Annotated in this window: 14 protein-coding genes; 13 read left to right on the top strand and 1 reads right to left on the bottom strand. The window is 47.5% G+C overall.

Annotated elements, in window-relative coordinates; genetic code table 11:
• The 8 genes from RH89_RS30490 to lnt all read left to right on the top strand — a co-directional run.
• On the top strand, positions 1-538 hold a 538-nt coding region (locus RH89_RS30490; RefSeq protein ID WP_004400880.1), incomplete at its 5' end, for an ABC transporter ATP-binding protein.
• The gene (locus tag RH89_RS07850; RefSeq protein ID WP_004400879.1) at positions 535-1641 is read left to right on the top strand and encodes a type 2 periplasmic-binding domain-containing protein; all 1107 of its coding nucleotides are present in this window, start codon (positions 535-537) and stop codon (positions 1639-1641) included. The genes RH89_RS30490 and RH89_RS07850, both read left to right, overlap by 4 nt.
• Complete coding sequence (locus tag RH89_RS07845) at positions 1622-2812, top strand: CaiB/BaiF CoA transferase family protein (protein ID WP_004400877.1); 1191 nt, start codon at positions 1622-1624, stop codon at positions 2810-2812. Before RH89_RS07850 ends, RH89_RS07845 begins: the two co-directional genes overlap by 20 nt.
• Positions 2813-3110: 298 nt before the next feature.
• Positions 3111-4535 carry a tRNA (N6-isopentenyl adenosine(37)-C2)-methylthiotransferase MiaB gene (gene miaB, locus RH89_RS07840; protein ID WP_004400875.1) on the top strand — a complete coding sequence of 475 codons (1425 nt, stop codon included), beginning with the start codon at positions 3111-3113 and terminating at the stop codon, positions 4533-4535.
• A gap of 73 nt (positions 4536-4608) precedes the next feature.
• The gene (locus RH89_RS07835; protein WP_004400862.1) at positions 4609-5700 is read left to right on the top strand and encodes a PhoH family protein; all 1092 of its coding nucleotides are present in this window, start codon (positions 4609-4611) and stop codon (positions 5698-5700) included.
• Positions 5700-6164: an rRNA maturation RNase YbeY gene (gene ybeY, locus RH89_RS07830; protein ID WP_004400861.1), complete on the top strand. Its 465-nt coding sequence runs from the start codon at positions 5700-5702 to the stop codon at positions 6162-6164. The genes RH89_RS07835 and ybeY overlap by 1 nt, the downstream gene beginning before the upstream one ends.
• A 75-nt stretch (positions 6165-6239) precedes the next feature.
• Entirely contained in the window at positions 6240-7136 is an 897-nt protein-coding gene (corC, locus tag RH89_RS07825) for a CNNM family magnesium/cobalt transport protein CorC (protein ID WP_004400860.1), read from the top strand.
• Between the two features lie 39 nt (positions 7137-7175).
• Complete coding sequence (lnt, locus tag RH89_RS07820; RefSeq protein WP_004400858.1) at positions 7176-8705, top strand: apolipoprotein N-acyltransferase; 1530 nt, start codon at positions 7176-7178, stop codon at positions 8703-8705.
• Between the two features lie 3 nt (positions 8706-8708).
• Here lnt and RH89_RS07815 read toward each other — a convergent pair whose 3' ends face one another.
• Positions 8709-9191, bottom strand: a complete 483-nt coding sequence (locus RH89_RS07815) for a zinc ribbon-containing protein (RefSeq protein WP_004400856.1) — start codon at positions 9189-9191, stop codon at positions 8709-8711.
• Positions 9192-9307: 116 nt separating this feature from the next.
• Here RH89_RS07815 and leuS point away from each other — a divergent pair, with 116 nt between their 5' ends.
• From leuS to rlmH, 5 genes are all read left to right on the top strand, one after another.
• Positions 9308-11896, top strand: a complete 2589-nt coding sequence (gene leuS, locus RH89_RS07810; RefSeq protein WP_004400854.1) for a leucine--tRNA ligase — start codon at positions 9308-9310, stop codon at positions 11894-11896.
• A gap of 149 nt (positions 11897-12045) precedes the next feature.
• Entirely contained in the window at positions 12046-12657 is a 612-nt protein-coding gene (locus tag RH89_RS07805) for an LPS-assembly lipoprotein LptE (RefSeq protein WP_004400853.1), read from the top strand.
• Complete coding sequence (holA, locus tag RH89_RS07800) at positions 12657-13679, top strand: DNA polymerase III subunit delta (RefSeq protein ID WP_004400848.1); 1023 nt, start codon at positions 12657-12659, stop codon at positions 13677-13679. Before RH89_RS07805 ends, holA begins: the two co-directional genes overlap by 1 nt.
• Before the next feature lie 397 nt (positions 13680-14076).
• Positions 14077-14394: a ribosome silencing factor gene (gene rsfS / locus RH89_RS07795; RefSeq protein ID WP_004400843.1), complete on the top strand. Its 318-nt coding sequence runs from the start codon at positions 14077-14079 to the stop codon at positions 14392-14394.
• Positions 14395-14397: 3 nt separating this feature from the next.
• A complete protein-coding gene (gene rlmH / locus RH89_RS07790) occupies positions 14398-14868 on the top strand; it encodes a 23S rRNA (pseudouridine(1915)-N(3))-methyltransferase RlmH (protein ID WP_004400840.1) in 471 nt (156 codons plus the stop codon).
• Positions 14869-14870 lie beyond the last annotated feature (2 nt).

Raw genomic sequence — 14870 nt, 5'->3', positions numbered from 1 at the left:
AAAATTGCGCTCCAGTATGCGTGCAGAGCTTAAAAAGCTGCAGGAAGAACTGGCGGTCACTACCATTTATGTCACCCACGATCAGGTGGAAGCCATGACCCTTGCCGATCGCATTGTGGTCATCAATCAGGGGCGAATTCAGCAGGTTGGCACACCAGAAGCCATTTACGACAAACCTAAGAACACCTTTGTTGCGACCTTTTTGGGCAACCCTCCGATGAACTTAATCCATCTTGATGAGACCATGCATCTGCACGCTCCGCAAGGTGCAGCGACACTGGGTGTCCGCCCTGAAAATATTCAGTTGGTGCCAACGGAAAGTGCCATGTTGAATGCCAGTGTTTCTTTGGTGGAGTTGCTTGGCGACAGCTATCTGTACACCTTAAAAACCGATAACCAAACCTTACTGGTGAAAACCACCAGAGACATGCACGCCAAAACGGGTGACACCATTGGCTTGCACTTTTCTCAGGAACATACCCATTGGTTTGATGCAGATGGTGAACGGATTGAACCTAAGTCTGAGAGGCTGCAATGAGCTTCAAAGGATTAACCTGGGATCATCCGCGAGGCTATCAGGCACTTCAAGCCAGCCTCGACTGGCAAGACTGCCCTGTTGCTCAGTGGGATATTCAGCCTCTCTCAGGATTTGAAGAAACCCCATTAGAGGAATTAGCCGATCAGTATGACTTGCTGGTCATAGACCACCCTCACCTAGGTCAGGCAGTTGAATCACAATGTCTGCAACCTCTGGATATGCTGTTTTCTCCAATGTGGCTGGAGGAGCTCAAAGCCTTGTGTATTGGTCAGTCGGCTCAAAGTTACTGGTACGACAGTCACTGCTGGGCGCTGCCACTGGATGCGTCCTCGCAAATCATGGCATATCAAAAACAGGCAGAAGAGGCTGCGCTCAGTTTGGGTGGCTGGCAAGACTTGATCAAAGGGAATCTTAAGTATCAGCTTTGCCTTGCTGGTCCCCACCCTACACTTCAGCTCTTAGCGATGACGTTAAGCTTAGATCCAAGCTTAAAGATTGATGCGCTTTTTATTCCGGAAGATGAAGGGGTTGAATCGCTCGACCTGTTCAAATCCGTGTTCAAAAACAGCATCGAACCGAACCGGGTTCTAAACCCGATAGAGCTGCTCGATACGCTCTCGTGTAGTGATTCTTTGGATCTATGCCCTTTTGTGTACGGCTACGTCAACTACAGCACTGAGTCATCAAATCTTTGTGTCACCTCACCACTCGGCGGCAAATCGATTTTAGGTGGAACGGGTATTGCCATCACTCAGCGTTGCACTGTCAATAACGACTTGCTGATTTACCTTAAAAAACTGCTGAGCCCAAACGTACAGAGTGCTTTTATTCCGAATAATGGTGGTCAGCCCAGCTTTCAGTCTGCGTGGTCTGAAGCGAATGTGAATCAGAATTCAAACCACTTCTATCAGAACGCATTTTCTACCGTCAACGGAGCACATTTGCGCCCTAGACACCCGGGATACACCCATTTTCAGGACGAAGCAGCGCATTTGATTCGACACTCACTGTTTAATGGTGAGCCTTCCAAATACACCATCAAAAAAATCAATCAACTCTATTCAAAAACTAAGGAGTCCAGCCATGGAACAGGCACTGAGTGATGTCACGATTCTGGATTTTTCACAGTTACTGCAAGGTCCCTTTGCCACTCAGATGTTGGGTGATATGGGGGCAAACGTCATTAAAGTCGAAAGACCCGTCAGCGGTGATCTCTTTCGCTCAATGACGTTCAACAACCAATGGGTAGGAGGCAAGGAAAGCCCCAATTTTCTGGCATGGAACCGCAACAAGCGCTCCATCGCAGTGAACTTAAAGTCAGAAGAATCCATAGCCATTTTGTATCGACTGGTGGAACAGGCAGACATTGTGGTGGAGAACTTTCGTCCCGGCGTTATGGACAGGCTAGGTTACGGATATGACGATCTCAAAGCCATCAACCCTAAACTCATCTACTGCTCAGGAACAGGCTATGGGGATTCCGGACCTTATGTTGAACGTCCGGGGCAGGATATGCTGGTTCAGGGTCTCACTGGACTGATGGCTGCAACAGGACAAGCCAGCCAGCCCCCTACTCCGGCAGGTTCAGGTTTTTCCGACCAAGTTGGGGCGATGAACATCGTCTATTCGGTTTTGTCGGCACTTTACTGGCGCGAGCGTTCAGGTAAGGGGCAGAAAATTGTCGTCAACCTTCTGGCAGGTATGCTGGCACATCAGGGACAGGAAATGCTGATGGCCATGAATTTCAATCAGGATTTTCAGCGACCCAATTCTGGTATTGGTCATCCTGGGATGGATGCCCCTTTTGGTACTTATCCTACTTCCGATGGCTGGGTCACCATTGCCATGAGCCCATTCAAAACGCTGGTCAAAGTACTTGGTGACGATAGCTTGCTGAAATACGATGACCCGGCAATTCTGTTTGATCAACGCGACATTATTTGGAACGAGATCGCCAAACGAACTCAGGCTTTTGATACTCAAACCTTAATGTCGATGATGCTGGCGGAAGATATCTGGTGCGGCGAAGTCAAATCTCACCTTGAGGCGGCAGACGATCCTCAAGTAAAACATCTCGGATTGATTCAGGAATACCAACATTCGGTTGCCGGCTCCGTTAAATGCGTGGGACCCGCCGTATCCATGTCGGAAACCCAACCCACCATTCAGCGATCCGCTCCCACTGTTGGTGAACACACCAAAGAGGTATTGGCTGAATTTGGGTTTACAGATCAAGAAATTACAGATGCGTTGGCTTCAGGTTCCATTGCTTAACCAAGTCAAAATACAACAAACAAGCGTGCTCGACCTGTAGCACGCCACTTTATCCACTTCTAAACAACTCCGTTGCTCTCAGCGTTAATACAGCAAACGGTAAAATCGCAACCTTTAGATCCTGTTCCAATCTTCAACAATTTCCGTATTTTTTCTATGGTGAAGCCTCGATATTTAGAGCAAATTACCTTAAAAGGATCTCTGGTCAGTTGGTTTTTAAAGCAGTACAATACGCCGCTTACTACGAGAGTAGTGTATATAATTTGAACAGAACTTAATAAATAACGAGCGAAGTGAGATGAGTAAGAAACTGCTAATTAAAACCTGGGGCTGCCAGATGAACGAATACGATTCATCAAAAATGGCCGACCTGCTTAATGCCGCTAATGGATATGAGCTAACCGAAGAGCCAGAGGAAGCAGACGTATTATTACTTAACACCTGTTCAATCCGTGAGAAGGCGCAAGAAAAAGTATTCCACCAGCTTGGTCGTTGGAAAACGCTGAAAGACCAAAAGCCAGGTGTGGTGATTGGCGTCGGTGGTTGTGTGGCGACTCAAGAAGGTGATCACATCCGTGAGCGTGCACCTTTTGTTGACGTTATTTTTGGTCCACAGACCTTACACCGTCTGCCAGAAATGATCCGTTCTTCTCGCGATAACGAAAAGCCAGTGATGGACATTTCTTTCCCTGAGATTGAAAAGTTCGACCGTCTGCCAGAGCCACGTGCTGAAGGTGCAACGGCATTCGTTTCTATCATGGAAGGCTGTTCAAAGTACTGCACCTACTGCGTAGTACCATACACGCGTGGTGAAGAAGTCAGCCGTCCAATGGATGATGTGCTATTTGAAATTGCACAGCTTGCTGAGCAAGGCGTACGTGAAGTGAACCTTCTGGGTCAGAACGTGAATGCTTACCGTGGTCCAATGCACGACGGTGATATCTGTTCATTTGCAGAGCTTCTTCGTCTTGTGGCTTCTATTGATGGTATCGATCGAATTCGATTCACCACCAGCCACCCACTGGAATTTACGGATGACATCATCGCTGTGTACGAAGACACGCCAGAACTAGTGAGCTTCCTGCACCTGCCTGTTCAAAGTGGCTCAGACCGTATTCTTACTATGATGAAGCGCCCACACACTGGTATCGAATACAAATCTATCATCCGTAAACTGCGCAAAGCGCGCCCTGATATTCAAATCAGTTCTGACTTTATCGTTGGTTTCCCGGGTGAGTCTGACAAAGATTTCCAAGATACAATGAAGCTTATCAAGCAGGTCGATTTTGATATGAGCTTCAGCTTTATCTTCTCTGCACGTCCAGGTACGCCAGCAGCAGATTACCCGTGTGATCTGTCAGAACAAACAAAGAAAGAACGCCTGTACGAATTGCAGCAAACCATTAACGCCCAGGCTATGCGTTACTCACGTCTGATGCTAGATACAGAGCAGCGCGTACTGGTTGAAGGTCCGTCGAAGAAAAACTTGATGGAGCTTCGTGCTCGTACTGAGAACAACCGTGTTGTAAACTTTGAAGGCAGCGCTGATCTCATCGGTCAGTTTGTCGATGTGAAAATCGTCGACGTATTTGCCAACTCACTGCGCGGTGAACTGGTACGTACAGAAAAAGACATGGACCTTCGTACCGTCATTTCGCCAACACAAATGATGGCAAGAACGCGTCGCGAAGACGAACTGGGTGTAGCGACTTTCACGCCTTAAGTTCGTATAAATCGCCATCGAGAGCCTGGTCGTCATCAGGCTCTCTGAAAATGGCATAAAATGTGAGGCAACATTGAGTAATAAAATCGTCACTCTAGAAATCGATCTAGAACCTTCAGACAACCGCCGGTTGTCCAGCCTTTGTGGTCCTTTCGACGACAATATCAAACACTTAGAACGCCGTCTTGGTGTCGAAATCAATCATCGCAGCAACTTTTTCTCTGTGGTTGGTAAACCGCATACCGCTTCTGCTGCGCTCGATATCATCAAATCTTTGTATGTAGAGACTGCCCCTGTTAAAGGTCAGGTCAACGATATTGAACCTGAGCTGATTCACCTGGCGATCAAAGAATCTGGTGTACTGGAACAAAACACAGAGTCCAGTATCGAACACGGCAAAGAAGTCTTCATCAAAACCAAAAAAGGCGTTATCAAGCCACGTACTCCTAATCAGGCTCAGTACTTGATGAACATGGTAACGCACGACATCAGCTTTGGTATTGGCCCTGCAGGTACAGGTAAAACCTACCTCGCGGTTGCGGCTGCGGTCGATGCACTTGAGCGTCAGGAAATTCGCCGAATTCTGCTCACTCGCCCAGCGGTTGAAGCGGGTGAGAAATTGGGCTTCCTTCCTGGTGACCTGAGTCAGAAAGTCGATCCGTACTTACGCCCGCTTTACGACGCGTTATTCGAGATGCTGGGTTTTGAGCGAGTAGAAAAGCTCATCGAACGTAACGTGATTGAAGTGGCTCCACTGGCCTACATGCGCGGACGTACACTGAACGACGCTTTCATCATTCTGGACGAAAGCCAGAACACCACCGTGGAACAAATGAAAATGTTCCTGACGCGTATCGGTTTCAATTCGCGAGCGGTGATCACGGGCGACGTCACCCAGATCGATTTGCCACGCGGTGCAAAATCAGGTCTTCGTCACGCAATTGAAGTCTTAAGTGAAGTGGATGAAATCAGTTTCAACTTCTTCCTGTCTGATGATGTAGTGCGTCACCCAGTAGTGGCTCGTATCGTCAACGCCTATGAGAAATGGGAAGCCAAAGATCAGAAAGAGCGCAAAGAGTACGAGAAACGCAAGCGTGAAGAGCGCGAAGCGAAATTGCTTGAAGCGCAAAAATCAGAACTGGTTCAGCAGACGGTAAGTAAGTAATGAGTATCGAACTGGATCTGCAACTGGCGGTTGAAAACGAAAATGGGCTTCCTAGTGAAGCCCAACTTAACGAATGGCTGAGCAAAACCGTATCGCAATTCCAAAAAGACGCAGAAGTCACTATCCGCATCGTAGATGAGGAAGAAAGCCACCAGTTGAACCACGAATATCGCGGCAAAGATAAACCGACCAATGTCCTGTCTTTCCCATTTGAAGCCCCTCCGGGTATCGAAATGGATCTGCTTGGTGATTTAATCATTTGTAAGCAAGTGGTTGAAGTGGAAGCAAAAGAACAGGAAAAAACCGTGCTAGCGCACTGGGCGCATATGGTTGTACATGGCAGCTTGCATCTGTTAGGTTATGATCATATCGAAGACGAGGAAGCCGAAGAAATGGAAAGCCTCGAAACCGAAATTATGCAATCTATGGGCTTTGAAGACCCGTATTTAGCAGAAAAGCAGTAACGTTAGAAACCCAGAGACGGTCGCGTTACCTACGTGTGCTATCACACATCTGATAGCGTTAACGATTGAGAAATCATGAACGAAGACAATTCGACCCCTTCACCCGAAGGGAAGAAAGAAAAAGCAGAAGGTCCGAGTAGAAAGTCCTTCTTTGAACGCCTTGGTCAGCTGTTTCAGGGTGAACCGAAAGACCGCCAGGAATTGGTAGATGTTATTCGGGATTCCGAAGTAAATGACCTGATAGACCACGACACCAGAGATATGCTTGAAGGTGTTATGGAAATCGCAGAAATGCGGGTAAGAGACATCATGCTCCCACGCTCGCAAATGGTTACCGTTGAAAGAACACATGTTCTGGACGATTTAGTCGCACTGATTACCGATGCTCAGCACTCTCGCTACCCAGTCATCAGTGAAGATAAAGACCATGTAGAAGGCATTCTGTTAGCGAAGGACTTACTAAAATATTTAGGTTCGGACAGTGCTCCTTTTGATATTGAGCAGGTAATACGCCCTGCTGTCGTAGTTCCGGAAAGTAAACGCGTTGATCGCCTGCTAAAAGAGTTCCGAGAGGAACGTTATCACATGGCGATTGTCGTAGATGAGTTCGGTGGTGTTTCTGGTCTGGTGACCATTGAAGATATCCTGGAAGAAATCGTAGGCGAAATCGAAGACGAATTCGACGACGAAGAAGAAACCGATATCCGCAAGCTCAGCAAACACACCTTTGCCGTTAAAGCTTTAACCACCATCGAAGACTTTAATGAAACCTTCGGTACCACCTTCAGCGATGAAGAAGTGGATACCGTAGGTGGCATGGTGATGACCAGCTTCGGTCATTTACCGACTCGTGGAGAAGTGGTTGAAATTGAACATTACCTGTTTAAGGTCACAGCAGCGGATAACCGCCGCGTGGTTCAGCTTCAGGTCACGGTTCCCGATGAAGAGCCTCTTCCAGCCGAAGAGGAATGATGAACAGGTAGCGAAAGCTACAACAATAAAAAGACGAAGATGATAATAAAAACAAATCATCGCCTCGTGCGGCCGCTTGCGGCCGCTTTTGTTGGGGCTTTAACCACGCTTGCCTTTGCTCCTTATCAAATCTGGATTGTGGCGATTCTCAGCCCACTTTTCTTACTTCTTTTACTCAGTAATCAGTCAACCAAACGTGCTCTCTCAATTGGCTTCTCCTGGGGCTTTGGACAGTTTGCCGTAGGCATCAGTTGGGTACATATCAGTATTGATACCTTTGGCGGGCTACCGAAAGCGGCCAGCCTAATGCTGATGCTGCTTTTGGTCAGTTATCTCGCCCTCTACCCCGCACTTTTTGCTGGCATACTTAATCGTTGGTTTCCCAAAGAAAATGCAGTTCGATTTCTTCTGGCAGTACCTTCTTTGTGGCTGATTGCAGAATGGTTGCGCGGATGGGTGATGACAGGCTTCCCCTGGCTGTTGCTAGGCTACAGTCAAATCGATTCCCCGCTCAGTGTTTACGCTCCTATCGGCGGTGTCGACACCATCACTTACTTGCTTCTTTTGATGGCTGGAGCGCTAGCGCTCGCTATTACGCAGAAGCAATGGCATTTTATTGGTCTTCCTCTGGGTATTTTTGCTCTGGCAGGTGCTCTTGGCATGGTGCAGTGGGTGAAGGAAGAGACTGAAAATCCAACGAAGTTCGCTTTGATTCAGGGAAATATTTCCCAAGAACTTAAGTGGCTACCAAGCCAACGCTGGCCAACCATCATGAAATACATGGATCTGACCCGCGAAAATTGGGATGCCGACGTGGTCATTTGGCCAGAAGCCGCAATTCCCGCTTTTGAAAATGAACTGCCTTCATTTCTGAGCAACTTGGATAGTGCTGGTCGGTTGAATAATACCGGGATTATTACTGGTATTGTCACCTCTACAAGTCGCGAACACTTTTACAACAGTGTGATTGCTGTCGGGGAAAATGAGCAAACAGAATACAACCGCAAAACGCAGCCAAAATATCACAAACATCACCTACTTCCATTTGGTGAATTTGTGCCCTTTGGCGAGATTCTTCGACCTATTGCGCCATTCTTTAATCTTCCGATGTCCTCGTTCAGCCGTGGAGGGTTTGTACAGGATAATATCGAATCCAATGGGCGCTATTTTGCTCCTGCTCTTTGCTATGAAATCATCTTTAACGAACAAGTTCGCCAGAATATAACTGAAGATACGGATTTCATTCTCACCCTTTCCAACGACGCTTGGTTTGGGGATTCCATTGGTCCCCATCAGCACATGGAAATTGCCAGAATGCGTGCATTAGAGTTAGGCAGACCTCTGGTCCGAACCACTAACAATGGCGTCACTGCGATTACAGACTACAAAGGAAAGATCACTCATCAGGTGCCTCAATTCAAAACCGAAGTGCTTGTCGCCGAGGTGAATACCGCGACGGGTATGACGCCTTACCGGATTTTGGGTCTTTGGCCTTTGTACCTGATCGTGCTGATTACGTTACTGTTCGGCTTTAAGCGAAGAGAAGACCGACAAAATAAAACCCAATAAGTATCAAGGCTTCAGCGCTTGGCGTGTGAAGCCTGTGTAGCCACACTTCTCGCAGGGCGGAATAACGGTCGCATGGTTAAAGTAAGTCTTGTGTCCGCATTTGTCGCACACCAAATACCCTAAACCAATGACTTCACCGGTCTGGTACAAGCCTTTGTGTTCCAGATCCATAAAAAGCTCTTGCCATTCCACTTTGGTGCGGTCTGTAATATCAAGTAACCCTTCCCAAACTGAATCGGCTATCAATCGATAAAAGGGACTTTCAGGAAAAGTTTCTTTACTGTGTTGGTAATTCTGGGCGAATTCATTCAAATCTGAACGAACATAAGCAGAGACGAGAGAGAGCTCATCCTTAGTCATATCACTGGCTGCCGACATAACTTCCGTCGACGTTTCCAGCACGCGTTCGAGTTCTTCCGGTGTGTGTTTCAACGTATCAACCACCTCTTCGAAGAAGGCTTCGTAACGGGCTTTACGCTCTGGCATAAACCACCTCCGTGCATTGACTATTGTTGACTGTCTTTCCTTTATGTATTCTATGCGGATCTATCACAGTCTGATCTAACCGATCTCACAAATTCCAAGATAACCGGATATCATCGATGCAAGACCAATATAACCCTCAAGATATTGAGCAGAAAGTTCAAAAGCACTGGGACGACAACAAGACATTTGTCGTGAGCGAAGACCCAAACAAGGAAAAGTTTTACTGTCTTTCCATGTTCCCATACCCAAGTGGTCGTCTCCACATGGGTCACGTGCGTAACTACACCATCGGTGATGTGGTATCTCGCTTCCATCGTCTGCAAGGCAGAAATGTGATGCAGCCAATGGGCTGGGATGCATTCGGTCTTCCTGCTGAAAACGCAGCCATCAAAAACAACACAGCTCCTGCGAAGTGGACTTACGAAAACATTGACTACATGCGCAATCAGCTAAAGCTGTTGGGCTTTGGTTACGACTGGGATCGTGAAATTGCCACTTGCCACCCGGAATACTACAAGTGGGAACAATGGTTCTTCACTAAGCTTTATGAAAAAGGCTTGGTTTACAAGAAAATGTCGACGGTAAACTGGGATCCGGTAGACCAGACGGTACTGGCGAACGAGCAAGTTATCGACGGACGCGGCTGGCGTTCAGGTGCTGTGGTTGAGCAAAAAGAAATTCCTCAGTGGTTCATCAAAATCACTGACTACGCTCAAGAGCTACTAGACGATCTGGACAAACTGGATCACTGGCCTGAACAAGTAAAAACCATGCAGCGCAACTGGATTGGTCGCTCTGAAGGTTTAGAGATCGATTTCAAACGTGCCGACAAAGACGAAAACTTCACGGTTTACACCACTCGTCCAGATACGTTCATGGGTGTGACGTACGTAGCAGTAGCTGCCGGTCACCCTATCGCACTGGAAGCGGCAGAAAACAACGAAGCGGTTGCTGCGTTTGTTGAAGAGTGCAAGAACACCAAAGTTGCCGAAGCTGATATGGCAACCATGGAAAAGAAAGGTATCGCTACTGGCTTTACCGCAGTTCACCCACTAACGGGCCAAGAAGTGCCAATCTGGATCGCCAACTTCGTATTGATGGATTACGGTTCAGGTGCGGTTATGGCGGTTCCGGGTCACGACCAGCGTGACTACGAGTTCGCAACGGCATATGGGCTAGAAATCAAGCAGGTTATCCAGCCAGTTGAAGGCAGTGAGCTAGTCGCTGACCTTGAAAAAGAAGCGTTTGTAGAAAAAGGCACACTGGTTAATTCCGGTGAGTTTGATGGTCTTGAGTTTAAAGACGCATTCAACGCTATTGCCGACAAACTGGAATCACAAGGCGCAGCGAAACGCAAAGTGAACTTCCGCCTGCGTGACTGGGGTGTAAGCCGCCAGCGCTACTGGGGTTCTCCAATCCCAATGCTAAACAAAGAAGACGGTTCAGAGCTTGCTGCTACGGCTGAAATGCTACCTGTACGTCTGCCAGAAGATGTGGTGATGGATGGCGTAACTTCACCAATCAAAGCCGATCCTGAGTGGGCAAAAGCAGAAGTAAATGGTGAGCCTGTTTTCCACGAGACAGACACTTTCGATACCTTCATGGAATCCTCTTGGTACTACGCGCGTTACTGTAGCCCACGCTACGATGAAGGCATGCTAGAGCCAGGTGCGGCTAACTACTGGCTACCAGTGAACCAGTACATCGGTGGTATTGAGCACGCTATCCTTCACCTACTGTACGCCCGCTTCTTCCACAAATTGCTTCGCGACTTCGGTCTGGTGAACTCTGATGAGCCGTTTGAGCGCCTGCTGTGTCAGGGCATGGTTCTGGCAGACACCTACTACCGTAAAGATGAGAAAGGTGGCGACATCTGGATTGCACCTACGGACGTTCAGACAGAAACCGATGACAAAGGTCGCATCATTAAAGCCTGGCATAAAGAAGATGGTGAACCAGTGTTCTCTGCGGGCATGAGTAAGATGTCTAAGTCTAAGAACAACGGTATCGACCCACAGACTGTTATCCAGCAGTACGGTGCGGATACAGTTCGTCTGTTCATGATGTTTACAGCGCCACCAGAGCAAACTCTGGAATGGTCTGACGCTGGTGTAGAAGGCGCAAACCGCTTCCTGAAGCGTGTTTGGAAGCTTGTAAACGAGCACACATCAAAAGGTGCAGCTGAAGCCGTTGATGTAAGCGCGTTCAACGCTGATCAAAAAGCACTTCGCCGTGATGTTCATAAAGCGATTCAGAAAGTGACGGATGACGTATCTCGACGTCAGACGTTCAACACCGCCATCGCAGCCGTAATGGAACTGATGAACAAGCTTGCAAAAGCACCGCAGGAAACAACGCAAGATCGTGCGATTCTTGATGAAGCATTGAAAGCAGTTGTGACTATGCTTTACCCAATCACTCCACACATCAGCTTCGAAATGTGGGAAGCACTGGGTGAATCCAACATCGATGAAGCATCTTGGCCAACATTTGATGAAAAGGCTCTGGTAGAAGATGAGAAGCTGATTGTGGTTCAGGTAAACGGCAAACTGCGTGCAAAACTGACTGTGGCAGCGGATGCATCGAAAGAGCAGGTAGAAGAGCTTGGTCTGAACGACGAAAACGTTACTAAGTTCACAGAAGGGAAAACTGTTCGTAAAGTGATTTACGTACCAGGTAAACTTCTGAACATTGTGGCAAACTGATTGTCATAATTTTCGCACCATATTGAAATCAAACAGGGTGAGCGATCACCCTGTTTATTTTTATTGGTCAGCTTTGTTAACCGAACTTATGCCAATCATTAATGTATGAGCTCCGTTACCAAAGTTAACCAACATTCAGGAAACGATTTGTGAAACGTGTTTCTTTCTTTCGCCCTGTGCGCGCTTCTGTATTGATTCTATTCACCACACTGTTAAGTGCCTGTGGATTCCACTTCCGCGATACCTATTTTCTTCCTGAAGAGTTATCTGAAATATCCTTCACCAGTTTCGATTCATATGGACCTCTGACTCGATATGTCCGTGCTGAGCTCGATCTCAACGGTGTAAAAGCTGTGCCGCCAAGAGAGGATATTCCCAACCTGCACCTGACAGGCGAATCTAGCGGTCAACGCACGCTTTCTCTGTACCAGAACAGCCGGGCAGCAGAATATGAGCTGACTTATAGAGCGACTTATCGCGTGACAGTTCCCGAGATTGGTAGCCAGTCCTTTACAACCACGGTTAACCGAAGCTTTCTCGATAACCCGCTTACCGCACTGGCGAAGTCGACGGAAAAAGAAATGATCATTGATGAAATGCGCAAGCAGGCGTCAAGACAGATCCTAAGACAAATGGCTCGATTGAAAGCGAAATTAGACGACGCAAAAAACGTGGAAGACACTCAAGAAGAGAGCGTAACATTAGACCTTGGTGTAACCCAGACAACGACAACTGAAAACACCACTGCAGAGAGTCAGTAATGCGTTTATTTGCCGACAAACTTGCCGATCATCTACCACGTGCTCAACATGGTATCTATCTGATATTCGGTAACGAACCACTGCTTCTTCAGGAAAGTAGAGAAGCAATTCAGGCACACGCGAAAACTCAAGGGTTTGGAGAGCGACACCGCTTTGCGATGGATGCTCAGTTGGATTGGAATCTGGTCTTCGACTGCTGTCAGGCATTGAGCCTGTTCTCGGCAAGGCAAATCATCGAGCTGGAAGTGCCAGAAACTGGCGTAAATGCCGCAGCCGGCAAAGAGCTGATCAACCTTTCTGAGATGTTACACCCAGACATTCTGCTTGTACTCATCGGGCACAAACTAACGAAACAGCAGGAGAATGCTAAGTGGTTCAAAACCTTAGCCGCTAACGGTTGTGTCGTAAACTGTTTAACGCCTGACACTCAAAGGCTACCGCAATTTGTTCAGCAACGCTGTCGCAAGCTCAACCTGATGCCAGATACTCAGGCAGTCCAACTTCTCGCCCAATGGCACGAAGGCAACTTACTGGCACTGTCGCAGAGCCTGGAAAAGCTCACTCTGCTTTACCCTGATGGTCAACTCACTCTGCCCCGTGTAGAAGAGGCTCTGAGCCGCCATAACCATTTCACACCATTTCAATGGATGGATGCTCTCTTAGCTGGTAAAGGCAAACGAGCCCAAAGAATTCTCCGTCAGTTAGAAGCAGAAGGCACTGAAGCCATCATCTTGCTAAGAACGGTTCAAAAAGAGTTGTTACTGCTGCTGGAAATGCAAAAAGAGTGTGCCACCCAACCTGTAGGAAGAGTCTTCGATACCCGCCGTGTGTGGCAAAACAAGCGCCCGCTATACTCTGCTGCACTTCAGAGGCTTCAGGCACAAGACATAAACAAACTTTTGTCTTTGACTGCCCAGACAGAGCGCGATGCAAAAACCAGTTATGACAAACCTGTCTGGCTTTCAATGGTACAAATTTCGCTTCAATTTTGTGAGCCAAAAGCGGCGTTTGGAACCGCCTAATACTCATTCTTTCAGACCAGATGCTCCTTTACTAGCCAAAGCGTCACAAGGTGACGAACTAATTCGTGCAGAAGCGAGCATCTTGAATTAACTTGGTTATATACTCAAGCTGCCCCAAGATATTTGTTTCAGAGCTCTATCTTCTTTTTCAGTTCAAGGAAAAGAATGCAGTGGAATGACAAGTCCTTTCCAAGTTCTTTGACGATGAAATGGAACAGAAGATAAGCTCCCTTGGGCGAGTTTGCTTGGCTTTTATACTGCGTTATCACTTTTTGATTTAGAGCCACTAGATCTTCAAAGCGATGCCTTGCCTAAAAGCCAAGCAATTCTCGCTGAACCTAGTATCTTGAGGTAGCTTGAGTATAATACTTTTTAAATTTTTTCGAGGTAAATAACATTGCAAGTTCAAGATCTACGTGATTTTTTAGCCGATAAGGCAGACGACATGAAAGCAGAAGACATCGTAACTCTCGATGTTCAAGGCAAATCCAGCGTTACCGATTACATGGTCATCTGCACGGGTAATTCCAAGCGTCACGTAGCGTCCATCGCCGACCACGTTGCCAGCGAAGCCAAGAAAGCAGGGCTGGAGCCTTTAGGAGTGGATGGCGAACAGGAAGGCGAATGGGTTGTCGTTGATATGGGTTCTACCATGGTTCATGTCATGCAGGAAGAACAGCGCGAACTCTATCAACTTGAAAAACTCTGGAGCTAACTGTTGAAGATTCAGCTGATCGCCGTAGGCACTAAAATGCCGAAATGGGTTGAAGAAGGCTTCCAAGAGTACAAGCGTCGTTTCCCTCATGATATGCCACTGGAGCTGGTGGAAATTCCAGCAGGTAAACGCGGTAAAAATGCAGACATTGCAAGAATTCTGCAAAAAGAAGGCGAAGCCATGCTGGCTGCCGTGCCAAAAGGTAATCGAATTGTTACTCTCGATATTCCGGGTAAACGTTGGGACACCGAACAATTGGCCGGTCAGCTTGAAGCGTGGAAGCTAGATGCGCGTGATGTGTCAATACTGATTGGAGGTCCTGAAGGCTTAGCTCCTGCCTGTAAAGCGGCGGCTGACCAAAGCTGGTCGCTTTCGCCACTTACGCTTCCTCACCCATTGGTTCGGGTTGTTATGGCTGAAAGCCTATACCGAGCCTGGAGTATTACGGCAAACCACCCTTATCATCGAGAATAACG

The organism is Vibrio nigripulchritudo ATCC 27043, assembly GCF_000222685.1.
GTDB lineage: Bacteria > Pseudomonadota > Gammaproteobacteria > Enterobacterales > Vibrionaceae > Vibrio > Vibrio nigripulchritudo.
This window is presented reverse-complemented; position numbering and strand designations above follow the sequence as displayed.

What these genes read in the sequence shown, in the direction of transcription:
- RH89_RS07850 (WP_004400879.1), top strand. Translation starts at nt 535, where the DNA reads ATGAGCTTCAAAGGATTAACCTGGGATCATCCGCGAGGCTATCAGGCA.
- RH89_RS07845 (WP_004400877.1), top strand. Translation starts at nt 1,622, where the DNA reads ATGGAACAGGCACTGAGTGATGTCACGATTCTGGATTTTTCACAGTTA.
- miaB (WP_004400875.1), top strand. Translation starts at nt 3,111, where the DNA reads ATGAGTAAGAAACTGCTAATTAAAACCTGGGGCTGCCAGATGAACGAA.
- ybeY (WP_004400861.1), top strand. Translation starts at nt 5,700, where the DNA reads ATGAGTATCGAACTGGATCTGCAACTGGCGGTTGAAAACGAAAATGGG.
- corC (WP_004400860.1), top strand. Translation starts at nt 6,240, where the DNA reads ATGAACGAAGACAATTCGACCCCTTCACCCGAAGGGAAGAAAGAAAAA.
- lnt (WP_004400858.1), top strand. Translation starts at nt 7,176, where the DNA reads ATGATAATAAAAACAAATCATCGCCTCGTGCGGCCGCTTGCGGCCGCT.
- RH89_RS07815 (WP_004400856.1), bottom strand. Translation starts at nt 9,191, where the DNA reads ATGCCAGAGCGTAAAGCCCGTTACGAAGCCTTCTTCGAAGAGGTGGTT.
- leuS (WP_004400854.1), top strand. Translation starts at nt 9,308, where the DNA reads ATGCAAGACCAATATAACCCTCAAGATATTGAGCAGAAAGTTCAAAAG.
- holA (WP_004400848.1), top strand. Translation starts at nt 12,657, where the DNA reads ATGCGTTTATTTGCCGACAAACTTGCCGATCATCTACCACGTGCTCAA.